Here is a 22,494-nt window from a genome sequence, read left to right as displayed (position 1 = left end):
CAGGGGCCACCGGCAGGGGCCACATCTTCTTCCGACCGTCCTACTTCTCCGGCTGCTCCGGATAGCGGCGCGGCGTCCACACCACCTGTGTGCCGTCGTCGCGTCGTACGACCTCGGTCTGGGACGAGCCGATGAGCAAGAGGGTGCGCATGTCGACCTGGTTCGGGTCGAGGTCGGCGAGGTGGACGGTGCGGACCGACTCCTCGGGGCCGCCGATGTCGCGGGCGAGGATGACCGGGGTGTCGGGGGCGCGGTGTTCCAGGAGGAGTTCGCGGGCCTTGGCGACCTGCCAAGTGCGGGTGCGGGAGCCGGGGTTGTAGAGGGCGAGGGCCAGGTCGGCGCCGGCGGCGGCGGCGAGGCGTTCGGCGATGACTTCCCAGGGCTTGAGGCGGTCGGAGAGGGAGATGACCGCGTAGTCGTGGCCGAGCGGGGCGCCGGCGCGGGCGGCCGCGGCGTTGGCGGCGGTGACGCCGGGCAGGACGCGTACGGGGACGGAGCGGTACGGGTCCTGGGAGGCGACCTCCAGGACGGCGGTGGCCATGGCGAAGATGCCCGGGTCGCCGCCGGAGACCACGGCCACCCGCCGGCCGCGGCGGGCCAGGTCGAGGGCGAGTTCGGCGCGTTCGGACTCGACCTTGTTGTCGGAGGCGTGGCGGCGCTGGCCGGGGCGTACCGGGACACGGTTGAGGTAGGTGGTGTAGCCGACGAGGTCTTCGGCGGCGGCGAGGGCGCCGCGGGACTCCGGGGTCAGCCAGAGGGGGCCGGCCGGGCCGGTGCCGACGACCACGACCTCACCGACGCCGGGCGACGCGGGGGCCACCGGCGGCGGGCAGGCGATGCGGCTGGGGACGACCGCGACGGAGAAGTACGGGACCGTGTCCGCGTCGATGTCGGCCAGTTTGTCCGTGCGTTCGCCGGACATGGTGGCGCGTTCGACGTAGTGGGCCTCCGGCATACGTCCGGCGCGTTCCATGGCGCGGCGCACGGTGGGGAAGGTGCGGCCGAGTTTCATGACGACGGCCGTGTCGGTGGAGGCGAGCCGGGCGGTCAGTTCTTCCTCGGGGAGCGTGCCGGGGAGGATCGTGAGGACCTCGTCGGCCTCGGCGAGGGGCTTGCCCAGGCGGGCCGCGGCGGCGCTGATGGAGGTGACGCCGGGGATGACCTCGGTCGGGTAGCGGTGGGCCAGCCGCTTGTGCATGTGCTGGTAGGAGCCGTAGAAGAGCGGGTCGCCCTCGGAGATGACGGCTACCGTGCGGCCGGCGTCCAGGTGGGTGGCGAGGCGGGCCGCCGCGGTCTCGTAGAAGTCGTCCAGGGCGCCGCGGTAGCCGCCCGGGTGGTCGGTCGACTCCGTCGTGACCGGGTAGATCAGCGCTTCCTCGATGTGGTCGGCGCGGAGGTGCTCGGCCGCGATGGAGCGCGCGATCGAGCGTCCGTGCCGGGCGCTGTGGTACGCGATGACATCGGCCTCGGCGATGACTTTCGCGGCGCGGATCGTCATGAGGGACGGGTCGCCGGGGCCGAGGCCCACGCCGTAGAGACGGCCGGGGACCGTCGCCTCCGGGGCGCCCCCGTTGCCGGTGGCCCGCGGTCCGTTCCCGGCGCCTGTTGCCTGCTGCTCGCTCACGCTTACTCTTCCTCGCTTGCAATGGCGTTGATCGCGGCCGCGGCCATGGCGCTGCCGCCCCGGCGCCCGCGCACCACGATGTGGTCCAGCTTCGACGGGTGCGCGACGAGCGCGTCCTTGGACTCCGCCGCGCCGATGAAGCCGACGGGTATGCCGAGGACGGCGGCGGGGCGGGGCGCGCCCTCCTCGATCATCTCCAGGAGGCGGAAGAGCGCGGTGGGGGCGTTGCCGACCGCCACTACGGCGCCTTCCATACGGTCCCGCCACAGTTCCAGCGCGGCGGCGCTGCGGGTGGTGCCCATCCGGGCGGCCAGCTCCGGCACCGACGGGTCGGCGAGGGTGCACAGCACCTCGTTGTCGGCCGGCAGCCGCTTACGGGTGACGCCGCTGGCGACCATGTTGGCGTCGCAGAGGATCGGCGCACCGGCGCGCAGCGCCTTACGGGCGCCTGCCACCACATCGGGCGTGAAGGCCAGATCGCGGACCAGGTCGACCATGCCGCAGGCGTGGATCATGCGGACCGCGACTTGGCTGACGTCGGCGGGCAGACCGGCGAGGTCCGCCTCGGCGCGGATGGTGGCGAAGGACTGGCGGTAGATCGCCGCACCGTCCTTCTCGTAGTCGAACGCGGTCACTGTGGCCTCGAAGGTGTTGGGGGTGTCGGGTGCGGGGTGGCGCGTGGGGTGGTTCATGGGGCTGCCTGGGGAGTTCACGATGTCGGGTGGGGTGCCGGTACCGGGGCCGGGGCGGTGGGGTGTGCCTCGTCCCGTACGACCGATGTCCGGTAGCCCTCGGCCGTTGCCAGGACGTCGACCCAGGTGCCGTGCGGGTGGCCGCAGCGGCGTTCGCAGCCGGACCAGTGGACGGGTAGGCCCTTGTGGAGGCCCTGTAGGGGCAGGTCCTTTACGGAGAGCTCGCCGGGGGCCGGTGTGCCCTTGGTGAGCGCGGCCGCCGCGTCGGCGCGTACGTCGGTGCGGGACTTGGCGCAGCCGGGGCGGCCGGTGCAGGCGCTGATGCGGTGCCAGGGGGAGGCCGGGTCGGTGATCAGGCCGGCGGCGGCCAGCTCGCGCAGCCGGGGGGCGGCCGCGGTGGCCGGCAGTCCGGGGATGACGATGCCGCGCCAGGGCGTGAGGCGTAGTTCGCCGGATCCGTCGTCGGCGGCGATGGCGGTCAGCAGGCGCCATTGGGCGACGGTCAGCCGGCCGAGCGGCGCCAGGACCGACAAGGCGCGTCGGTCGTCGGGGCCTTCGATGACGCCGGGGGCGGAGGAGTCCGCGTACGCGGACCTGATGACGGCCGCCCGCGGACCGTCCGCCACGTACTCCGCCGCGATGCCCGCCGCCCGCAGCCCGTCCGCCACGGCATGGGCCGTCAGGCCGTATCCGTCGGGGAGTTCGCGGACCCGCCAGGCGCCGCTGCCGCTCGCCCCGGCGGTGGTCAGGAAGCATGCGGCGGCGGCGAGCGCGGCGCGCGGTAGGTCGGCGCCGGCGATCCGCAGCGCCGCCGGATCGTCACCGACCCGCAGCAGGGCGCCGCCCCCGGGCCCGGCCGGGCCACCGGAAGCCGGGCCCCCGCCCGATTCTGCGACCAAGGTCACATCGCCGCCGAGCGCCGCCACATCGCCCCGCCCGTCGTCCAGGACGAAGAGAAACCGGCCGGACAGCGCGGTCGCGGACTCGCTCGTGCAGAGCAGGGTGTCCAGCTCCCGGGCCCACAACCGCACGTCAGCGGGGGTGTGATGGTCCAGCCCGGCCAGTGGGGAGGCGAGGATGTTGCGGATGCGTTCGTGGCGTTCGGAGGGCAGCAGGCCGGCGTCGCGCAGCAGGCCGGCGAGCCGGGCGCCACAGTCGTCCGCGAGGCCGCGGAGCTCCGCGTTGCCGCGGGAGGTCAGGGAGAGATGGCCGTCGCCGAGCAGGTCGGCGGCGTCGGCCAGCGCAGTTGCCTGACGTACCGTCAAGTTACCGGCGGGCAGCCGCACTCGGGCGAGGTGCCCGTCGGCGGCGGAGTGCAGCCGCAGCGCTCCCGGGCAGGCGTCACCGCGGTCCCGTATGGGCGGTTCGGCCCCTTGGGGCCGTATCGAGGGGGAGGGCGGCATGGCGGCGAGCATACCGACGACGCGCCCCGCGGATCCGGGGCGGATCCGGCCACGGACCCGGCCGGAACCCCGGGGCGGATCCGTGCCACGGGCCCGGCCACGGACCCGGGAGGCGCGCCCCGGGCGGGCAGCCGCACAGGCCCGCTTACCTCCCCCGGCCGCAGCCCTTACTATGCAGGTCGGTGGGTCGGCTGACCCGCCGGACGCCAGCGACGGCGCAGGGTCTTACGGCCCTAGGGAGGAAGCCCGGTGAGAATCCGGCGCGGTCCCGCCACTGTGAACCCGGCCTGTGCCGGGCGAGCCAGGAACTCCCGCCGTCCTTACGACCACCCGGGGCGCGGACACCCCGAGGAAGGCCTGCGCTCGCATGCTTCTGCTGCTGTCGACCTCCGACACCGACCTGCTCAGCGCCCGCGCGGCCACGGGCCCCGTGCCGTACCGGCTCGCCAACCCCGCCCGCCTCGACGTCGCCGAGCTGCCCGCGCTGCTGGAGGGCGTCGACCTCGTCGTCGTACGCCTCCTCGGTGGTATCCGCGCCTGGCAGGAGGGGCTGGATCTGCTGCTCGCAGAGGACCAGCACCGGCCGGTCGTCGTGCTCACCGGTGAACAGGCCCCCGACGCCCAGCTCATGGAGCAGTCCACGGTCCCCGTCGGCATCGCGGCCGAGGCGCACGCCTACCTGGCGCACGGCGGTCCCGCCAACCTCGACCAGCTCGCCCGCTTCCTCTCCGACACGGTGCTGCTGACCGGCCATGGCTTCGAGTCGCCGGCGCCCGCCCCGTCCTGGGGTCACCTGGAGTGGGACGCCCGCCGTGAGAGCGGCCCGCTGGTCGCCGTGCTCTACTACCGCGCCCACCACATGAGCGGCAACACCGCCTTCGTACGGGCCCTGTGCGAGCAGATCGAGGAGGCGGGCGGCCGTGCCCTCCCGCTCTTCGTCGCCTCCCTGCGCGCCCCCGAGCCCGAGCTGATCGAGGCACTGCGGGCCGCCGACGCCATCGTCACCACGGTCCTCGCCGCGGGCGGCACCAAGCCCGCCGAGGCCTCCGCCGGCGGCGACGACGAGTCCTGGGACGCGGGCGCGCTGGCCGCCCTCGACGTACCGATCCTCCAGGCCCTGTGCCTGACCGGGTCGCGCGCCGCATGGGAGGAGAACGACGAGGGCCTGTCCCCGCTGGACGCCGCCTCGCAGATCGCCGTCCCCGAGTTCGACGGCCGGCTGATCACCGTCCCGTTCTCCTTCAAGGAGGTCGACGAGGACGGCCTTCCGGTCTATGTCGCCGACCCCGAGCGTGCCTCCCGGGTCGCCGGGATCGCGGTGCGCCACGCCCGGCTGCGCCACATCCCGGCCGCCGAGAAGCGGCTGGCGCTGGTGCTGTCCGCGTACCCCACCAAGCACTCCCGTATCGGCAATGCGGTCGGGCTGGACACCCCGGCCTCCGCCGTCGAACTGCTGCGCCGTCTGCGGTCCGAGGGCTACGACTTCGGTACGGAGCCGGTCCCGGGCCTGGAGTCCGGCGACGGTGACGAGCTGATCTACGCCCTCATCGAGGCCGGCGGCCACGACCAGGAGTGGCTCACCGAGGAGCAGCTCGCCCGCAACCCGGTCCGGATCCCGGCCGCCGACTACCGGCGCTGGTACGGCACGCTGCCGCAGGAGCTGCGCGACTCGGTGGAGCAGCACTGGGGGCCGCCGCCCGGCGAGATGTTCGTCGACCGCAGCCGCAACCCCGAGGGCGACATCGTGCTCGCCGCCCTGCGCCGCGGCAATCTCCTCATCCTCATCCAGCCGCCGCGCGGCTTCGGCGAGAACCCGATCGCGATCTATCACGACCCTGATCTGCCGCCCTCGCACCACTACTTGGCGGCCTACCGCTGGATCGCGGCCTCCGCCGACGACGGCGGCTTCGGCGCGGACGCGATGGTCCACCTGGGCAAGCACGGCAACCTGGAGTGGCTGCCCGGCAAGAACGCCGGCCTGTCCGCCGCCTGTGGTCCCGACGCCGCCCTCGGCGACCTCCCGCTCGTCTACCCCTTCCTGGTCAACGACCCCGGCGAGGGCACCCAGGCCAAGCGCCGGGTGCACGCCACCCTCGTCGACCACCTCGTCCCGCCGATGGCCCGCGCGGAGTCGTACGGCGACATCGCCCGCCTGGAGCAGCTGCTCGACGAGTACGCGGCCATCTCCTCCATGGACCCGGCCAAGCTGCCGGCCATCCGCGCCCAGATCTGGACCCTGATCCAGGCCGCCAAGCTCGACCACGACCTCGGCCTGGAAGACCGCCCCGACGACGACGGCTTCGACGACTTCCTGCTGCATGTCGACGGCTGGCTCTGCGAGGTCAAGGACGCCCAGATCCGCGACGGTCTGCACGTCCTGGGCGGCGCCCCGGCCGGTGAGGCCCGCGTCAACCTCGTCCTCGCCATCCTGCGCGCCCGCCAGATCTGGGGCGGTACGTCCGCCCTGCCCGGTCTGCGCGAGGCGCTCGGTCTGGACGAGTCCGCCGCGACCCGTACGACGGCCGACGAGGCCGAGGAGAAGGCCCGCGCCCTGGTCCAGGCGATGGAGGACGCCGACTGGGACCCGGCGGCGGTGGCCGGTATCGCCGCCGGCCACCCGGCCGCGGTCGCCGACATCCTCGACTTCGCCGCCCGCGAGGTCGTCCCCCGCCTCGCCGCCACCACCGATGAACTCGACCACGCGGTGCACGCGCTGGCCGGCGGCTTCGTCCCGGCCGGCCCCTCCGGCTCCCCGCTCCGCGGCCTGGTCAACGTCCTCCCGACGGGCCGTAACTTCTACTCCGTCGACCCCAAGGCCGTGCCCTCCCGGCTCGCCTGGGAGACCGGCCAGGCCCTCGCCGACTCCCTCCTTACGCGCTACCGCACCGACAACGGCGACTGGCCGCAGTCGGTGGGGCTGTCCCTGTGGGGGACCAGCGCCATGCGGACCTCCGGTGACGATGTGGCGGAGGCGCTGGCGCTGCTGGGCGTGCGCCCCGTATGGGACGACGCCTCCCGTCGTGTCATGGGCCTCGAAGCCATTGCCCTCGGCGAGCTGGGCCGCCCCCGTATCGATGTCACCCTCCGCATCTCCGGCTTCTTCCGCGACGCCTTCCCGCACGTCATCGGCCTGCTGGACGACGCGGTACGGCTGGCCGCCTCGCTGGACGAGCCGGCGGAGGACAACTTCGTACGGGCCCATGCGCAGGCCGACCTGGCCGAGCACGGTGACGAACGCCGCGCCACCACCCGTATCTTCGGCTCCCGCCCGGGAACGTACGGCGCGGGCCTGCTCCAGCTGATCGACTCCCGCGACTGGCGCACCGACGCCGACCTCGCCGAGGTCTACACCGTCTGGGGCGGCTACGCGTACGGCCGCGGTCTGGAGGGCCGTCCGGCCCGGGACGAGATGGAGACGGCCTACAAGCGCATCGCGGTCGCCGCCAAGAACACCGACACCCGCGAGCACGACATCGCGGACTCCGACGACTACTTCCAGTACCACGGCGGCATGGTCGCCACCGTCAAGGCGCTCAAGGGCAAGGCCCCCGAGGCCTACATCGGCGACTCCACCCGCCCGGAGACGGTCCGCACCCGCACCCTGGTCGAGGAGACCTCCCGGGTCTTCCGTGCCCGGGTGGTCAACCCCCGCTGGATCGAGGCGATGCGCCGCCACGGCTACAAGGGTGCCTTCGAACTCGCCGCCACCGTGGACTACTTGTTCGGCTACGACGCCACGACGGGCGTGGTCGCCGACTGGATGTACGACAAGCTCGCGCAGACCTACGTCCTCGACCCCGAGAACCGCGCCTTCCTCCAGGAGGCCAACCCCTGGGCCCTGCACGGCATCGCCGAACGCCTCCTGGAGGCCGAATCCCGCGGCATGTGGGAGAAGCCGGACGCCGAGACTCTGGCGGCGCTCCGCCAGGCATTCCTGGAGACCGAGGGCGAGCTGGAGGGCGAGGACTGACGGCGGCCAGGCCAAGCCCGGACCGGCCCTAGCTCCGCTGGGGCCGGTCGAGTCGCCTGGCGTGGTGCAGCCATGCGGTCAGCGCCACCAGGATCGCGGTCACGCCGCCGAGGGCCATGACCGTCGAGGGGGACGTGCTGTCCAGGACGACACCGCCGGTCAGCGCGCCGAGGGAAATGGTCGCCTGGAACGACGCGGTGAAGAGCACCGAGGTCGCTTCCGGTGCGGAGGGGGCGGATTTCGCGAACCAGGTCTGCAACGAGACGGGCACGGCGCCGTAGGCGATCCCCCAGACGATCAGCAGCGCCAGTGCGCCGATCTCCCCGCGGCCGAGGAGCGGGAGCAGCAGCGTGGCGCCGGCGATCAGCGCCGCCGCGGTCCCGATGGTGGTGCGCGGGCGGCGGGCGACCAGTGCGCCGCCCAGGAAGTTACCGACGATTCCGGCGGCGCCGTACGTCAGGAGGAAGACGGTGATCAGGCCGGGGGACGTGAGGTGGGTGACCCGCTCCAGGAACGGCGTCACATAGGTGTACGCGCCGAAGTGTGCCAGCACGACCAGGAACGTCATCAGCAGCGCGAAGCGGGTGTGGGTGCTGCGCAGCATGGCACGCAGCTCGTGGGGGCGGGTGGGCCGGCCGGGAGGAAGCGCCGGGGTCGCCAGAGCCGTCAGCGCGAACACGCCCACCGTCAGGGCGCCCATCACGAGGAACGCCGTCCGCCAGCCGGCGAGGTCGCCGATGAAGGTGCCGGCGGGGACGCCGAGCACGGAACCCAGCGGCACCGCCGAGAAGATCACCGCGGTCGCCCTGCGGGCCGATTCCGGCCGCACCAGCCGCTCGGCCAGACCGGCGCCGATCGACCAGAAGCCGCCGACGGTGACACCGACCATGACGCGGGAGAGCAGTACGAGCCAGTAGGCGGGCGCGACCGCGGCGAGCACGTTCGCCAGCGCCAGCAGGAGGACGAAGGCGCACAGCATCAGTCGCCGGTCGATGCGGGCGGTGGCCAGGGTGACGGTGGGGGCGGCGACCGCGGCCAGGATTCCGGGCGTGGTCATCATCAGCCCGGCCGTGCCGTCCGAGATGCCGAAGTCGGCGCCGATGGCCGTGAGCAGCCCGATCGGCAGGATCTCGGTGGTGACGATCGAGAAGATGCCCAGCGTCACCGCGAGCACGGCGAGCCAGCCCTGTAACGGCGAGCGGGCGGGCCCGCCTGTGGCGGCGGCGGTGGCGGCGGTGGTGCGGATGCCGGAGGTGGGCGTGGCGGTCGACGACATGGATTCCGTCCTGGTGGGCGAGCGAATGCGGTGCTCCCCAGTCCAGCGCGCTCGGCGGCCCAGGTCTGGCAGCTTTGCGACGTGGCAGTCGGCGGCCGGCGATCGGCGGCCGGCGGTCTGCGCAGGCCGTCGGATCAGGCCGTCGGCTCATGCGGCCGGCGCAGGCGTCAGCTCCGTCCGGCCTGCTCGGCGGTGATGTCCCCGTTGCTGGTGGTCAGGTCCAGGTGGAAACGGGCCGCCGGGTCGTTGGCCACGCGTATGTCCTTGTCGCCGTTGCTGGTCTGTGCGGACACCTGGTAGCGGCCCCTCGGCACCTTCACCGAGACGGAGCCGTTGGAGGTCTCCGCCCGCAGGTCCTGGGCGGTGGCCGGGGTGAGGTCGATCGCCCCGTTGGAGGTGTGCGCCGTGATGTGCTTGCCCGACAGGCCGCGTCCGCTGATCCGGCCGTCGGTGGTCCGTACGTCGACCGTGCCGGCGACACCGTCCAGGTCGATGGACCCGGAGCTGGTGGTCACCTTCACGGTGCCCACCCTGCTCAGATTCACCTCTCCGCTCGAGGTCTCCCCGCTCACCGGTATGCCCGCCGGCAGCTGGACGGTGTAGTTCACCGAGCAGCGGTCGCCGCAGCCCCGGAGCACCAGCACACCGTCCTCGACCCGGTGCGTCGCCCCCTCCGGCCGGTCGCCGTGGTAGGTGACCGCGCGGTGGACCGACACCGCGCCGCCGCCCTTGCCGCCGCGCACCGTGAGGCCGCCCGAGCCGCTGTCCAGCCGTACGGCCGTGATCTTCCCCGATACCGAGGCGTCGTCCTTGAACGTCTCCCCGGGCAGCAGTCCGCAGGCGCTGATGCCGCAGGCCCCGATGACGGCCGCCGCCACGGCCCCGATGAAGCGGACACGCTTGCGCATGAAGTCCCCCGGAATGGTTGGAAGTTGGCGCTCCGGAGGAGTGTGCCCCGCCGTGCGACCACGTTCCGTCAGGCTATGGCGACGCTCGCGGTCCGGGCCATGGGGAAATCCCCCGAGTTGGGGTGTGGTGATCCTCAGGTGCGGCCCAGGTGCGGCCCAGGCGAGCCCCAGGTGCGGCACGCGGGCGCCGGTGCGACGATTTTTGTGGGGGCTGTACATGTGCTGCGTTGGGGCGTTACGAGGAGGATTCCGGTGACTGCCACAAAGACATGGAACGCCGAGATCACCATCACCGAGACCGACAACGAGGTGAAGGCCGAGGCCAGGCTGCGCGGCAAGGCGGGCGGGCAGATGGTCGGCCAGGGGACTGCTCGGTGCAATCCGGCGGATGAGAACGTCCCCGCCATCGGGGACGAGTTGGCGGTGGCGCGGGCGATGTCGCACCTCAGCCATCAGCTGCTGCAGCGTGCCGCGCACGACATCGAGGTGCACACGGCCCGGCCGGTGGAGCGCCTGCACGTCTGAGAGGAGCCGCCCGGGTCCTGCACCTATGAGAGGAGCCGCCCGGATCCTGCACGTCTGAGAGGAGCCGCCCGGGTCCGAGTGCTCCGCCGACCTGCGCGCCCTGTGCCTGTAAGGCATGGCGCGCCATGCCGCCCTGCGCCCTACAGGCACAGGGCGGTGGGCCGCCGGTCCGCTACCCCCCGACCACCGCCGAGAAGTCCGGCCCGATCGTCAGGGTCACCGCGCCCGGTGCCGCATCGGCCGACTCCGTGGCCTTGACGCCGCGGAGGCGTGCGGCGAGCACCTCGCTCTGGGGCTTGAGCGCGGCGGGGTAGGTGATCGTGGTCTTGTCCGTGGCCGGGGCGTTGCCGGTGGCGATGACCGTGAAGCCGAGCCTGCGCAGCTGGTCGGCGGCGGAGGCGGCCTGGCCGGCGGTGCCGGTGCCGTTGAGGACGCGGACCTGGACGGAGTGCGCGGTCACCGGGTTCTTGGCGGCCTCGGCGAGCCTCTTCTTTCCGGCGGCGCCGAGCTCGCGGTCGTGGGCGATATCGCTGAACAGGTCGGCGGCCTGCGGGTACTGCCAGACCACATTGGCGTGGTCGGAGGGGACATCGGCCTCGCGGTAGTAGTTGGGGACGGTCACGAACGTGAGGCGGTCGCTGGGGATGTCCTTGACCGTCGAGGCGAGGCCGGTGAGCGCGTCGAGGCCGTCCAGGTCCTTGTCGGTCTTGATGGACTTGGTGGCCGCAGTGAGGAAGTCGTAGAGAGCGCCGGGACTGGTCAGCTTCTCCTGGGCCTTCTCGCCCAGTGCCTTCATGAACTCCTGCTGGCGGCCGATGCGCCCGAGGTCGCTGCCGTCGCCGACGCTGTAGCGGGTACGGACGTACCCGAGCGCCTTCTCGTCCCGTACGGTCTGGCAGCCCGCCTCCAGGTCGAGATGGGCCTTCTTGTCGTGGATGGCGTGCTTGGGGCAGACCTCGATGCCGTCCAGGGCGTTGACCATGCCCTTGAAGCCCTGGAAGTCGATCGAGGCGAAGTTGTCGATCCGCAGCCCGGTGTTCTGCTCGACGGTCTTGATGGTGCAGGCGGCGGCCTTGCCGACCTCACCGGTGTCACCGCCGATGGAGAACGCCTCGTTGATCTTGAAGCTGTGAGGCGTGGACTTCGTACCGTTGCCGCGGGTGCAGGCGGGGATCTTCACCCAGGAGTCGCGGGGGAAGGACAGCGCGGTCGCCCATTTACGGTTGGCGGCGATGTGCAGCACCATCAGCGTGTCCGACTGCATGGTGGTCAGGTCCTTGCCGTATTTGGCGTTGGCGCCGGCGCGGCTGTCCGAGCCGACGAGCAGGATGTTCTTGGAGCCGGGGCTGAGGTTCGCCGGCCGGTCGCCGTCGATCTCGATGTCCGCGCCCTGGATATTGCCGTCCAGCTGGATGTACGCCCAGACGCCGACGCCGGCCGTACCGAGCAGCAGCACTCCGACCACGCCGCCGGTCCAGACGACTATGCGACCGCGGCGGGTCATACGGACCTTGCCCGCCCTGCGGGAGCCGCCGCTCGATCTGCGGCCGGAGCCGGTGGTCCTGCGGCGTGATGTGCCGGGCGCGGAGCCGCCGTCCGGTCGGGCCGTCTGCTGCTGCGTCTGCCTGTCATGCACGCCGATGGCCCTTCTGGTCCTTCTGATGCTGGTGATGCGGGTGGTGCTGTACGAGGGAGGGGGCGGCCTCGGCGGCCGGAGTCGGCGGCAGCGGTGCCGGGAAGAGCTGGCGGCGGCGGGTCAGATGCCGGCGGTGGGCAGCAGCCGGATGGACTCGGGGTCGTAGCGATGCCACCGCGGGCCCACGCCGCCGGGCAGCGTGCGCAGCCGGCACCACTGCTCGCCCGCGCCATCCGTCCACCATGCGCTGATCCGGCCCAACTCCCATGTGCCGTCCGGGTATTGGACCTCCACGGGCTGATAGACCCATCGCACCTCCGCCTCTGGAGGCGGGCAGTCCCAGCTCAGGAGTCCGCACCTCGTCGCCATCTCCCCCTCCGGCCGCGCCCGTTGCGCATGTGTGCGCGCAACTCTACCGGCTAGTTCTACAGTGTTGTAGAAGTTGCCTGGTATGGGACGGCTCACAGCCCGGTGGGCGACCCACCGCACAAGTCCGGTGGGAGACCCGCCTGGAGGAGAGTCAGGGATCAGTGTGCCCTTAGAGAGGCGTCGCTGCCTTGAGAACGACGAACAGCGCCACGGCCGCGTTGAGCGCGGACAGCGCGGAGGCGGCCGTGCCCGCCGCCGCGACCAGTGCCGCCAGGCCCGCCGGGGTCAGCGCCGGCGGCCAGTGACGGGCCGGCGGTACGGGCCCGAGCAGCGCCGCCACCCGGCGCGGCACCGGCCCCGGCTCGGGCGCCGCGAACTGCGCCAGCTCCGGATAGGGCGCACCCCGCGCGATCAGCGCCGCCTTGCCGACGGCACGGGCGGTCAGCCGCCGGTCGCCCACCACCCGCGCCGCCTCCTCGTCCGCCCAGCGCTCGGTGGCGAAGCCGACCGCCGAACGCAGCGGCAGCAGCAGCGGATTGACGCAGCCGGCCAGGCGCACGGCCAGCAGATAGCGGTGGTGCCGGCAGTTCAGATGTGCCCGCTCATGGGCGAAGAGGGCACGCCGCTCATCGCCGTCCAGGCTGCGCAGCATCCCTTGGGAGACCGCGATCCGTCCGGGCCGGGCGGGACGGCCGGGGCGGGCCGGGGTGCCGGGCACGGCGTAGGCGTACGGATCGTCGTCCGGCAGCACCGCGGGGTCGGAGCCGGCCGGCAGCACGTCCAGTGCGCGGTGGGTACGGGCCCGGATGCGGCGGTGGCGGCGCAGCGCGCCGCCGCACACGGTGAGGGCTGCGGCCAGCAGGGGAATCGCGGCGGCGCCGGCGACCTCGGCGTAGGGCACCGCGGCCCGCACCTCGGGGTCCGACCAGCCGTCGGGCAGCGGATTGCCGGGCAGCTGGGCGGTGCCGACGACCATCAGGAGCGCCAGGCAGAGCGTGCTGCACAGGCCGAGGACGGCCGCGAGCAGGGTCAGCAGGCGGGTGGTGACGCGCGGGTGGAGGTGCTGCTCCGCGAGCCGGGCGATCGGCAGCGCGGTGAGCGGCAGAACGAGCGGCAGGAACACGAAGACGCCCACCGGTCAGCCTCCGCGTGCTTCGTCCGAGGGGTGGTGCCGGCCGGGGCCCGGGTCCGTGGTGGGCGCCTCGGCCGTGGCCGGGCCGTCGGCCGGTGCGGATGCGTCGGGCGTCGCGGGATCGTCGGCGGTGGCGCGGTCGAGGAGGGCGCGCAGCAGCTGCTCGTCGTGCGCCGAGAGCGCCGAGACAAAGCTGGTCAGTACGGCGTCCCGGTCCGGTTCGCCGTCCAGGACGCGGCGCATCCGCAGGGCGGCGAGACCGGCCTCGTCGGCGGCCGGGGTCCAGACGTAGGCGCGGCCGGACCGCTCGCGGGTGACCGCCTGCTTGGCGTGCAGCCGGGACAGGATCGTCATCACGGTCGTGTACGCGAGGTCGCCGCCGAGTCGCTCCTGTACCCAGGCGGCGGTGGCCGGTCCCGGGGAGTGGTGCAGCGCGGCCAGCACCTGGGCCTCCAGCTGGCCCTGCCCGCGCCGGCGGGCGCGCTCCCGTCCGGAGCCGCCGAACGAATCACCCAGCGCCTTGCCGAAGGGCTTCCCGCCCATGCCGTCGCCTCCCGTCGCCCCGGGTGTCCCGCTGGCCGGGACGTCGGGGCATCTTACTGAGTTGGCCGGATCCGGGCGCTCGTACGCCCACCCGCGCCCTGGTGCCGCCAACCCCCGGTACTCTACTTCTACACTCCTGTAGATTTTGGCCCGACCACGGAACGCAGGCAACACCTGGAGGAACGCCATGGGAGTCTCGCTGGGCAAGGGCGGCAACGTCTCTTTGTCGAAGGAAGCGCCCGGACTGACCGCGGTCACGGTCGGCCTCGGCTGGGACGTACGCACCACGACGGGCGCGGACTACGACCTGGACGCCAGCGCGCTGCTGTGCACCGAGGCGGGCAAGGTCGCCTCGGACGCGCACTTCGTCTTCTACAACAACCTCACCAGCCCCGACGGCTCCGTGCAGCACACCGGCGACAACCTGACCGGTGAGGGCGAGGGGGACGACGAGTCCCTCAACGTCACGCTGTCGGACGTGCCCGCCGAGATCGCGAAGATCGTCTTCCCGGTCTCCATCCACGACGCGGAGGCCCGGGGGCAGAGTTTCGGCCAGGTCCGCAACGCCTTCATCCGCGTCGTCAACCAGGCGGACGGGGTGGAGTTGGCCCGCTACGACCTGAGCGAGGACGCCTCGACCGAGACCGCGATGGTCTTCGGTGAGCTCTACCGGCACGGCGCGGAGTGGAAGTTCCGCGCGGTGGGCCAGGGCTACGCGTCCGGCCTGGCGGGCATCGCGGCGGACTTCGGCGTCAACGTCTGAGAGGCGCGACGGCGGGACGGACGGGTCGTTCGGCGGGGGAGGGGGCGGGCGCCGCTCCCTCCCCCGCCCTCGCCGTAAAATCTACAGATTTGTAGAAGTCGGCTGCCCGCGACCCCCGCGAAGACGGCCCGCACGGCATCCCCGCCCATGGCCCTCGCCCATGGCCCTCGCCCATGGCCCTCGTCCATGCCTCCCCATAACCCCTTATAGAAGGATTTGCCGGGCCGACGCGGGGTACCTTGGAAGCACCGGAACACCGAGTGATTCGGTGAGGTGAGCTCCATGCAGACTCTGTTGACCGTGGCTGTGCTGCTGGCGCTGGTCGCGCTGGGGGCGCTGTTCATCGCCCGGGTCAACGCCCAGGGGGCCGGACGGATGGCCACCCACCGGTACGCGGACTGGAAGCAGTCGCTGCGGCAACGGATGCACAAGCGGCCGCGTGACGGTGCCCACCGGGGACCGCATGTGGCCGGCCCACCGCCGCCCTCCGGTAAGGCGGGCAACGACCTGTGACGTCCACCGCCCGCCCCGTCCCGTCGGCCCAGGACTACGACGGGACCTCACCGTTCCCCGACGACGGCCCCGAGACCCCGCCGAGCGGCGGCCGGCGGATGTATGTCACGGTGACCGGCATCATCGTCGTCGCCCCGTTCGTCGGCCTGGCGGTCGCCATCCCGCTGCTGTGGGGCAGCGTCGTCCACCTCACCGACCTCGCCCTCCTGGCCGTCTTCTACGTCATCAGCGGCCTGGGCGTCACCATCGGCTTCCACCGCGGCCTCACCCACGGCAGCTACACCGCCACCCCCGCGCTGCGCATCGCGCTCGCCATCGCCGGCTCGCTCAGCTTCCAGGGCGATGTCATCGACTGGGTGGCCACCCACCGCCGCCACCACGCCTTCACCGACCGCCCCGGTGATCCGCACTCCCCTTACCGCTACGGCACCAGCCTGCGCGGTCAGCTGCGCGGACTGGTGCACTCGCACATCGGCTGGCTGTTCGGCGACGACCCCACCTCGCACCGGCGCTTTGCGCCCGATCTGCTCGCCGACCGCGGAATCCGCGCGGTGGACCGGGCGTTCCCCGCGCTGTGTCTGCTCACGCTCGCGCTGCCGTTCGCGCTGGGATGGGCCCTCGGCGGCTCCTGGGTCACCGCGCTCACCGCCCTGCTGTGGGCGGGGTTCATCCGGATCGCGCTGTTGCACCACGTCACCTGGAGCGTCAATTCGCTCTGCCATGTCATCGGTGAGCGGCCGTTCCGCACCCGGCGCCACGACCGGGCGACCAATCTGTGGCCGCTGGCCCTGCTCTCGTTCGGCGAGAGCTGGCACAACCTGCACCACGCCGATCCGACCTGCGCGCGGCACGGCGTCGACCGCGGTCAGATCGATGTGTCCGCCGCCGTCATCCGGCTCTTCGAACGCCTCGGCTGGGTCCGGGATGTGCGCTGGCCCGACCCTGACCGGGTAGCGGCCCGCCGCATCAGGAGCACCGCATGACCACCGCCTCCGGGGACCACCCCCACCCGGCCAACCCCCGGCACCACGACCCGCCGCCCGTCGCGCGCCTGACCATCGCACCGCACACCGATACGGTGCGGCGCATAGACGGTATCTGGTGGCCGCACTCGGCCGATCTGCTGACCGAACTCCCCGAGCTGCTGACCGCGTTGCCCTTCGACTGGCCGCGGATCTCCCACGCCACGGTGAACGGCGCGACCTGGCCCGCCCTGCCCGCCCGGATCCTCGTCGGCGGCCATGTCGTCCGCCTCCGCAGAACCACCGGCCGCCCCGGCCCGGACACCCTCTGTCTGGTCTCCCCCGGCCACGGCCGCTGGGACCTGCTGATCATCCCGCCCGACACCCCTGAGGCCGAGGCCGTCCGCATGATGGCCGAGATGGCCCGCACGGGCGAGCTGACGCCGGCCTGAGCAGATCCTTTGCCGAGCGGATCCTTTGGCGAGCGGACCCTTTGGCGAACGGATCCTTTGCCGAACGGTCGACCCACCGTCGTCCCAGGTCGGCTAACTTCCAGGCATCCCTTGAACCTGATGCGCGGGCCCCTTCTGCGAAACGGAAGAAGCCCGTGGAGAGGCATGCCATGAACACCTGCGAAGCCATGAATCCGGTCGATGTCGTTGCGGCCGTGGACGCCCTGCCGCATGCCTGGAAGGCGCGTCCCCTCGGCCGGGTCGGTACGGCGTCGGTGAAGGCGCTGCGGATGTCCGAGCTGCCGCTCGCGGAGGAACGGCATGCCGCCGCCGAGGCGCTGCTGGTGCTCGACGGCAGGCTGGAACTGTCGGTGGCCGGGGAGCCGGTGTCGGTGGGGCCCGGTGAGATCCACTGGGTGCCGGCGGGCGTCCGGCACGCGGTGCGCCCCGGCAGTCACGGAACGCTGGTCATCCTGGAGGAGGCCGACGACTGACCGAACGGGCCATGGCCCCAGGCTGTTTCACGTGAAACAGGCGGCCCGGACAAGCCGCTCTAGCCGAGAATCCCCCGGTCGTACGCCACCGCCACCGCCGCCGCGCGGTCCTTCGCGCCCAACTTGCCGTAGATATGCGTCAGATGGGTCTTGACCGTCGCCTCGCTGATGAAGAGTACGGCGGCGATCTCGCGGTTCGAGGTGCCCTTGGCGACGAGCTCCAGGACCTCGCGTTCGCGGGCGCTGAGCGGTTCGTTGCCGGGCGAGCGGACCCGTGAGACCAGCCGGGAGGCGATCGCGGGCGACAGCACCGTACGGCCCTCGGCCGCCGCGCGGACGGCCGTGAACAGTTCGCCGCGCGGGGTGTCCTTGAGGAGATAGCCGGTGGCGCCGGCCTCGATCGCCGGGAGGGTGTCGGAGTCGGTGTCATACGTCGTGAGCACCAGCACCTTGCTGCGCGGCGCCCGTCGGCCCAGCTCGGCGATGGCCACGACCCCGCCGCCACCCGGCATCCGCAGATCCATCAGGACCACATCGGGGTCGAGCCGGACGGCGAGCTCCACGCCCTCGACGCCGTTGCCGGCCTCGCCGAGCACCTCGAAGCCGGGGGCCGAGGCGAACATGCCGCGCAGCCCGTCCCGGACCACGGGGTGGTCGTCGACGAGGAGGACGGTGATGGCCGGTCCGGTGTGCTCCGCCCGCGCCGTCCGGTCGCTGTGCTCGGTTCGCTCTGTGTGCTCAGCCATGGCGGACCAACGGTACGCGAGCGGAGACGGCCGTGCCCTGGCCCGGTTCGGACTCGATGTCGACGGTGCCCGCGATCCGTTCGGCCCGCGCCCGCATCCCGCCGAGGCCGAAACCACCGGTGCCCTCGCGGGGCGGCAGCGCCGCCGGATCGAAGCCGCGGCCGTCGTCGCGTACATCGAGCGTCACCTCGCTGCCCATGTACGAGAGGGTGACGCCGACCCGCGAGGCGGCCGCGTGCCGGCGGGTGTTGGCCAGGCCCTCCTGGGCGATCCGCAGCAGGGTGGCCTCGACCTCGTCGTGCAGCGGCTCGGCGGTCCCGGTGACGGTGAACTCGGCGCGTATGCCCGCCTCCGCCGACCACTCCTCGACGGTCTTGCGCAGCGCATCGGGCAGCGCGTCGTGCTCCAGCGCCCCGGGCCCCAGATCGTGCACCGAGCGGCGGGCCTCGCCGAGGCTGTCGCGGGCCAGCGCCGCGGCCCGCCGGGCGTGTCCGCGCGCGGCCGCCGGATCGGTGCTCTCGGTGGCCGCCTCCAGCTGCGTGATGATGCCGGCCAGGCCCTGGGCGAGGGTGTCATGGATCTCCGCGGCCAGCCGGCGACGCTCATCGGCGATGCCCGCCTCCCGTGCCTGGACGAGGAGTTGGGCATGCAACCCGGCGTTCTCCTCCAGCGCCAGTGCCAGCCGGGCGTTGGTGCGCTCCAGCTCGGCGATGGTGGCGGCCTTGGCCGCGGCGTGCTCCGCCTCCTGGGTCGCGAGATGGCCGAAGACCAGCACCAGGGAGGAGTGGACGGCGAACAGGGCGCCGAACACCACCCAGTTCGTGGTGTGTGTCGGTGGCAGCGCGCCCGATTGCGAGCCGGCCATGATCACGGCGGTTGCCAGCAGCCCCGCCCGGACGAAACGGCGCGGAAGCACCTGCACGGCATCGAAGTAGCCGAGCGTCGCGTAGATCGCGAAGAACCCGTTCAGCCAGGTGAGGGAGAAGGAAAGCGCGAAGCGGAGGACGTAGAGGACCGGTCCTGCCGGTACCCGCGGCAGCTGCCAGCCGGTCCGGCTCCACCACACCTGAAGTGCCAGCGCGGCCAGCACCAGAGCGCCGGCCAGATCGCGCTCGCCCCCGGGCATCAGCAGATCCGTCGTAGCGGCCGCCGTCACCACCGAGACGCCGAGCAGGGCGTATCCGCCGAACCGCCGGAGGTTGCGGTCCCACAGGCGCTGCGTCCGACTCCGGTCCGGCTGCGCGTACGGCGTGAACGGGTCCGTCGCGGCATAAAGGCTCGGGAAACGGAGCGGTGGTGGCGGCTCCTGGACGGTGGTCCTCCGCGGTGCTGCCGCCTTGCCTTCGCCGCTCGCCATGCGGCCAGTCTCCCCGGCGTGTGCGACGGGCATCCGCACCTTTGTGGATCCGGCCGCTGTGACGCCTGTCATCCGCGTCCCGCTCCCTCGTCCCCGGTGTCCTTTGTGTCCCTCACTCCCAGCGGAAGAGGCGCTTGGCGACCCAGCCGAGTACGACCGCCCAGGCCGCCGGCACCGCCAGCTGCGACCAGTCGGGCCAGTGGCCGGACGCGGCCTGGGAGAGAGCCTGCGAAGCCGCGCCGAACGGCACCAGTTGGACGATCCGCTGCAGTGTGTCCGGCATGGACTGAACCGGCACCCACACACCCGCCGCGAACATCATCGGGAAGAACGCCGCCGACCCGACCACACCGGCCACCTTGGTCGTCGGGGAGAGCGAGCAGATCACACAGCCCAGGGCGAGCGCACTGCACAGGGTCAGTACGAGCACCAGCGCGTATCCGAGGGGCTGCCCGGGCAGCGCCACGCCGAAAGCGAGACGGCCGACGGTCAGGGCCAGCACCGAGGAGACCACGGCGGCCGCCCCGTGCAGCGCGATCTGCGCACCGAGCAAGGCGGCGGGCCGTACCGGCGTCGTCGACATCCGGCGCAGAATGCCGCGCTCCCGATAGCCCGTCAGCACCGCGGGCATCGCCTGGATCCCCGCCGTGATCGCGGAGAGCAGCAGCGCCACCGGAACATACAGATCGATGACCCGGCGGCCGCCCAGCGACGCCTGGGCCTCCCGGAAGGACGGGATCAGGCCGATGATGATCAGCAGCAGGGTGGGGAAGACCAGGATCCAGAAGAGGGTCCCCGGCTCACGCAGGAACAGCCGCGCCTCCGTTTTCAGTACGGCACGTGAGGCGGACCGGGCCTTCGGCGGAGCCGAATCCGGACGGGTGGACCGCGGCGAGGGCATCGCCGACGAGGACGCGGGCAGGGCAGGCATATCGGGCACCTCAGGCTTCCTGTGCGGTCAGATCGAGAAAGGCGTCGTCGAGCGTGGCGTCGCCGACACGCAGCTGCCGGGCGGTGATGCGATGCCGGGCGAGCAGCGAGATCACCGCATCGACGGTGGCGTCCGTCCCGTGGATCACCAGCCGCTCGGCGCCGCCCGCCACGCCCCGCTCGGTGGTCGCGCCGGCCCGTTCCACGGACGCGATCTCCGGCAGCGCCGCCAGCTCGGCCGGGTCGAGCGGCGTCGACGGCGTGAACGAGATGACGACGGACCGCGAGGCCTTGCTGATCAGGCCGGCCGGGGTGTCCAGCGCGGCGACCCGGCCATGGTCGATCACCGCGATCCGGTCGCACAGCCGCTGCGCCTCCTCCATGAAGTGCGTGACCAGCAGCACCGTCACCCCGGAGTCGCGCACCTCCTCGATCAGCCGCCAGGTGTCCCGGCGGGCTCGCGGATCGAGCCCGGTGGTCAGCTCGTCGAGCACCACCACCCGCGGACTGCCGATCAGCGCAAGTGCGATGAACAGCCGCTGCTTCTGGCCGCCGGAGAGCTTGCCGAAGCGGGCGGAGAGCCGGTCGTCGAGACCGAGACGCTCGGCGAGCTGCCGCCAGTCGGCAGGGCGCGCATAGCAGGCGGAGTAGAGCTCAAGTGCTTCCCGCACGGTGAGTTTGGCCTGTAGCTCGCTCTCCTGGAGCTGGGAGCCCAGGATCTGGGTGACCCGGTCGTGGTCGGCGACCGGATCGAGCCCGCCCACCCGGACCGTCCCGCCGTCCGGGACCCGGAGGCCCTCAAGGCATTCGACGGTCGTCGTCTTGCCGGCACCGTTCGGGCCGAGTACGCCGAAGATCTCTCCTTCCTGTACGGCGAAGGAGACCCCGTCGACCACGGCTCGGCCCCCGTAGACCTTGCGCAGCCCGCTGACTTCGATGATTGGCATAACCCGAGAATCCGCCCGGCGCACCCGGTGGCACATCGCCCATCGCGCTCGGAACGGCATCAACCGATCGGTTGACCGGGGCCTACGACCCGCCGCCGACCTGCCGCTCGCGGGCGGCGGCTACTGCGTACGGGTGGTGTTCATCGGAAGAACGCCGATCCGGGGGCGTCGGTCCGTAAATCCTCCCATTGCGTACTCATCATAAGAAAACGCAACAGAAGCGGCGCAACGTAAGCGATACCTGCGGAGCGCGGCAACTGAGGCGGTGCAACGGACGCACCCACAACGGCAGTACGCGAACGACAACAGCCACAACAGCAACAGGCGCAACAGCAGTAGACACAACGGATCTCTCGGGGAGATCCCGATCGAAAGAGAGGGACCATGGCTGCGACCAAGGTCATGAAGTTCTGGGCGGTATGCCTTGCCATGCTCGGCAAGCTGCTGGCATCACTGGGTGTCTCCGCCGCGGCGTCGGCCGCGCGCCGGGATGCCGCACTGTACGAGCGGACCCTGGGCAACGGGAACGCGGGCACCGAGGGCCCGGGTGCCGATGCCAGGGAGGCGGTGCGCCGCGCCGCGCCGGATCCTGACGCAGAGACACCGACCCGTGCCGTGCCCCCGGCGCGCACTGTGCCCGCGCCGCGCGGCGTACCGCAGTACGGCCAATCCACTTCCGCCCGGCGGATGTTCGCCCGGCCGGAGCTGCCGCCGACGATCAAGCAGCGCATCAGCGCCGAGGCGCACGGTTCCTCGCCCGGCCTGCGCAGCCGCCGCACCCGCGCCACGGAGCCGCTGCACACCGGCACCGACATGGACACCCGTCCGGCGGTCATCCCGGCGGCCCGCCGTCGTGCGGACACCGCCCGCGCCTTCTGAGCGGCCGCAGCAGCGGACGTGCGTTGCCCGAAGCGGAAACCGATGTGTTCCACGTGAAACGAACACCGGATGTTCCACGTGAAACAGCCGGGACGTGACCAGCCGAGAAGCGAACAGCCGGGACGTGACCAGCCGAGAAGTGAACAGACGAGACGTGAACCGGACGAGCCGTGACCAGCCGAGAAGCGAACAGCCGGGACGTGACCAGCCGAGAAGTGAACAGACGAGACGTGAACCGGACGAGCCGTGACCAGCCGCAGAAATGAATCAGCCGCAGACGTGAACCACGCAGGACACCAGAACCACGCAGGACACCCGCACCACGCAGGACACCCGCACCACGCAGAACACCCGCACCACCCTCAGACCTGAA

21 protein-coding genes and 1 riboswitch are annotated in these 22,494 nt (G+C 72.2%); of the genes, 8 read left to right on the top strand and 13 right to left on the bottom strand.

The genetic code is table 11. The features are described 5' to 3' along the window. Positions 1–40: 40 nt before the first annotated feature. The 3 genes from KI385_RS22605 to cobG form a co-directional block, all read right to left on the bottom strand. Positions 41–1,624 carry a precorrin-2 C(20)-methyltransferase gene (locus KI385_RS22605; protein WP_281066889.1) on the bottom strand — a complete coding sequence of 528 codons (1,584 nt, stop codon included), beginning with the start codon at positions 1,622–1,624 and terminating at the stop codon, positions 41–43. A gap of 2 nt (positions 1,625–1,626) precedes the next feature. Beyond that, positions 1,627–2,259, bottom strand: coding sequence for a precorrin-8X methylmutase (locus KI385_RS22600; RefSeq protein WP_238577803.1), 633 nt, complete (start codon positions 2,257–2,259; stop codon positions 1,627–1,629). Between the two features lie 74 nt (positions 2,260–2,333). Then, positions 2,334–3,719 carry a precorrin-3B synthase gene (gene cobG, locus KI385_RS22595; RefSeq protein ID WP_238573983.1) on the bottom strand — a complete coding sequence of 462 codons (1,386 nt, stop codon included), beginning with the start codon at positions 3,717–3,719 and terminating at the stop codon, positions 2,334–2,336. A 198-nt stretch (positions 3,720–3,917) separates the two neighbouring features. Further along, positions 3,918–4,050, top strand: a riboswitch (cobalamin riboswitch). Between the two features lie 36 nt (positions 4,051–4,086). Here cobG and cobN point away from each other — a divergent pair. After that, a complete protein-coding gene (gene cobN, locus KI385_RS22590; protein WP_238573982.1) occupies positions 4,087–7,689 on the top strand; it encodes a cobaltochelatase subunit CobN in 3,603 nt (1,200 codons plus the stop codon). Positions 7,690–7,717: 28 nt separating this feature from the next. Here cobN and KI385_RS22585 read toward each other — a convergent pair whose 3' ends face one another. Next, a complete protein-coding gene (locus KI385_RS22585) occupies positions 7,718–8,965 on the bottom strand; it encodes an MFS transporter (RefSeq protein ID WP_238573981.1) in 1,248 nt (415 codons plus the stop codon). 167 nt (positions 8,966–9,132) lie between these two features. Next, positions 9,133–9,873, bottom strand: coding sequence for a DUF4097 family beta strand repeat-containing protein (locus KI385_RS22580; RefSeq protein WP_238573980.1), 741 nt, complete (start codon positions 9,871–9,873; stop codon positions 9,133–9,135). Between the two features lie 252 nt (positions 9,874–10,125). On the opposite strand from KI385_RS22580, the gene KI385_RS22575 reads away from it, so the two are divergent. Next, positions 10,126–10,398 (top strand): DUF1876 domain-containing protein, encoded by a 273-nt coding sequence (locus KI385_RS22575; RefSeq protein WP_238573979.1) that lies wholly within the window; start codon positions 10,126–10,128, stop codon positions 10,396–10,398. A gap of 172 nt (positions 10,399–10,570) precedes the next feature. On the opposite strand, the gene KI385_RS22570 is transcribed toward KI385_RS22575, so the two are convergent. From KI385_RS22570 to KI385_RS22555, 4 genes are all read right to left on the bottom strand, one after another. After that, positions 10,571–11,902 carry an LCP family protein gene (locus KI385_RS22570; protein ID WP_238577802.1) on the bottom strand — a complete coding sequence of 444 codons (1,332 nt, stop codon included), beginning with the start codon at positions 11,900–11,902 and terminating at the stop codon, positions 10,571–10,573. A 252-nt stretch (positions 11,903–12,154) separates the two neighbouring features. Continuing rightward, positions 12,155–12,328, bottom strand: a complete 174-nt coding sequence (locus KI385_RS22565; RefSeq protein WP_238573978.1) for a hypothetical protein — start codon at positions 12,326–12,328, stop codon at positions 12,155–12,157. A 244-nt stretch (positions 12,329–12,572) separates the two neighbouring features. Next, positions 12,573–13,538: a M56 family metallopeptidase gene (locus tag KI385_RS22560; RefSeq protein ID WP_238573977.1), complete on the bottom strand. Its 966-nt coding sequence runs from the start codon at positions 13,536–13,538 to the stop codon at positions 12,573–12,575. A gap of 3 nt (positions 13,539–13,541) precedes the next feature. After that, complete coding sequence (locus KI385_RS22555) at positions 13,542–14,078, bottom strand: BlaI/MecI/CopY family transcriptional regulator (protein WP_238573976.1); 537 nt, start codon at positions 14,076–14,078, stop codon at positions 13,542–13,544. A gap of 187 nt (positions 14,079–14,265) precedes the next feature. On the opposite strand from KI385_RS22555, the gene KI385_RS22550 reads away from it, so the two are divergent. The 5 genes from KI385_RS22550 to KI385_RS22530 all read left to right on the top strand — a co-directional run bounded on the left by KI385_RS22550 (position 14,266) and on the right by KI385_RS22530 (position 17,262). Then, a complete protein-coding gene (locus tag KI385_RS22550; protein WP_238573975.1) occupies positions 14,266–14,841 on the top strand; it encodes a TerD family protein in 576 nt (191 codons plus the stop codon). A 282-nt stretch (positions 14,842–15,123) separates the two neighbouring features. After that, positions 15,124–15,354: a hypothetical protein gene (locus tag KI385_RS22545; RefSeq protein WP_238573974.1), complete on the top strand. Its 231-nt coding sequence runs from the start codon at positions 15,124–15,126 to the stop codon at positions 15,352–15,354. Then, positions 15,351–16,337, top strand: a complete 987-nt coding sequence (locus KI385_RS22540; RefSeq protein WP_238573973.1) for an acyl-CoA desaturase — start codon at positions 15,351–15,353, stop codon at positions 16,335–16,337. Before KI385_RS22545 ends, KI385_RS22540 begins: the two co-directional genes overlap by 4 nt. Beyond that, positions 16,334–16,768 carry a DUF5994 family protein gene (locus KI385_RS22535; protein WP_238573972.1) on the top strand — a complete coding sequence of 145 codons (435 nt, stop codon included), beginning with the start codon at positions 16,334–16,336 and terminating at the stop codon, positions 16,766–16,768. Before KI385_RS22540 ends, KI385_RS22535 begins: the two co-directional genes overlap by 4 nt. 170 nt (positions 16,769–16,938) lie before the next feature. Beyond that, entirely contained in the window at positions 16,939–17,262 is a 324-nt protein-coding gene (locus KI385_RS22530; RefSeq protein WP_238573971.1) for a cupin domain-containing protein, read from the top strand. 59 nt (positions 17,263–17,321) lie between these two features. Here KI385_RS22530 and KI385_RS22525 read toward each other — a convergent pair whose 3' ends face one another. The 4 genes from KI385_RS22525 to KI385_RS22510 form a co-directional block, all read right to left on the bottom strand. Then, on the bottom strand, positions 17,322–18,008 hold the full coding sequence (locus KI385_RS22525; protein WP_281066888.1) for a response regulator: 687 nt from the start codon (positions 18,006–18,008) through the stop codon (positions 17,322–17,324). Next, complete coding sequence (locus KI385_RS22520) at positions 18,001–19,365, bottom strand: sensor histidine kinase (RefSeq protein ID WP_238573970.1); 1,365 nt, start codon at positions 19,363–19,365, stop codon at positions 18,001–18,003. The genes KI385_RS22525 and KI385_RS22520 overlap by 8 nt, the downstream gene beginning before the upstream one ends. Before the next feature lie 112 nt (positions 19,366–19,477). Next, positions 19,478–20,266, bottom strand: a complete 789-nt coding sequence (locus tag KI385_RS22515; RefSeq protein ID WP_238577800.1) for an ABC transporter permease — start codon at positions 20,264–20,266, stop codon at positions 19,478–19,480. Positions 20,267–20,306: 40 nt separating this feature from the next. Then, positions 20,307–21,242 carry an ABC transporter ATP-binding protein gene (locus KI385_RS22510; RefSeq protein ID WP_238573969.1) on the bottom strand — a complete coding sequence of 312 codons (936 nt, stop codon included), beginning with the start codon at positions 21,240–21,242 and terminating at the stop codon, positions 20,307–20,309. 384 nt (positions 21,243–21,626) lie between these two features. Between KI385_RS22510 and KI385_RS22505 the strand changes: the two genes are divergently transcribed. Next, positions 21,627–22,121 carry a DUF6344 domain-containing protein gene (locus KI385_RS22505; RefSeq protein WP_238573968.1) on the top strand — a complete coding sequence of 165 codons (495 nt, stop codon included), beginning with the start codon at positions 21,627–21,629 and terminating at the stop codon, positions 22,119–22,121. Positions 22,122–22,494: the final 373 nt, after the last annotated feature.

The sequence above is a fragment of the Streptomyces inhibens genome, from assembly GCF_022221585.1.
In the GTDB taxonomy this organism is placed as follows: domain Bacteria; phylum Actinomycetota; class Actinomycetes; order Streptomycetales; family Streptomycetaceae; genus Streptomyces; species Streptomyces inhibens.
This window is presented reverse-complemented; position numbering and strand designations above follow the sequence as displayed.

Excerpts from the sequence above, each read along its gene's own strand:
- cobG (WP_238573983.1), bottom strand. The coding sequence starts at position 3,719 with ATGCCGCCCTCCCCCTCGATACGGCCCCAAGGGGCCGAACCGCCCATA.
- cobN (WP_238573982.1), top strand. The coding sequence starts at position 4,087 with ATGCTTCTGCTGCTGTCGACCTCCGACACCGACCTGCTCAGCGCCCGC.
- KI385_RS22585 (WP_238573981.1), bottom strand. The coding sequence starts at position 8,965 with ATGTCGTCGACCGCCACGCCCACCTCCGGCATCCGCACCACCGCCGCC.
- KI385_RS22580 (WP_238573980.1), bottom strand. The coding sequence starts at position 9,873 with ATGCGCAAGCGTGTCCGCTTCATCGGGGCCGTGGCGGCGGCCGTCATC.
- KI385_RS22570 (WP_238577802.1), bottom strand. The coding sequence starts at position 11,902 with ATGACCCGCCGCGGTCGCATAGTCGTCTGGACCGGCGGCGTGGTCGGA.
- KI385_RS22555 (WP_238573976.1), bottom strand. The coding sequence starts at position 14,078 with ATGGGCGGGAAGCCCTTCGGCAAGGCGCTGGGTGATTCGTTCGGCGGC.
- KI385_RS22550 (WP_238573975.1), top strand. The coding sequence starts at position 14,266 with ATGGGAGTCTCGCTGGGCAAGGGCGGCAACGTCTCTTTGTCGAAGGAA.
- KI385_RS22545 (WP_238573974.1), top strand. The coding sequence starts at position 15,124 with ATGCAGACTCTGTTGACCGTGGCTGTGCTGCTGGCGCTGGTCGCGCTG.
- KI385_RS22535 (WP_238573972.1), top strand. The coding sequence starts at position 16,334 with ATGACCACCGCCTCCGGGGACCACCCCCACCCGGCCAACCCCCGGCAC.
- KI385_RS22530 (WP_238573971.1), top strand. The coding sequence starts at position 16,939 with ATGAACACCTGCGAAGCCATGAATCCGGTCGATGTCGTTGCGGCCGTG.
- KI385_RS22525 (WP_281066888.1), bottom strand. The coding sequence starts at position 18,008 with ATGGCTGAGCACACAGAGCGAACCGAGCACAGCGACCGGACGGCGCGG.
- KI385_RS22520 (WP_238573970.1), bottom strand. The coding sequence starts at position 19,365 with ATGGCGAGCGGCGAAGGCAAGGCGGCAGCACCGCGGAGGACCACCGTC.
- KI385_RS22515 (WP_238577800.1), bottom strand. The coding sequence starts at position 20,266 with ATGCCCTCGCCGCGGTCCACCCGTCCGGATTCGGCTCCGCCGAAGGCC.
- KI385_RS22510 (WP_238573969.1), bottom strand. The coding sequence starts at position 21,242 with ATGCCAATCATCGAAGTCAGCGGGCTGCGCAAGGTCTACGGGGGCCGA.
- KI385_RS22505 (WP_238573968.1), top strand. The coding sequence starts at position 21,627 with ATGGCTGCGACCAAGGTCATGAAGTTCTGGGCGGTATGCCTTGCCATG.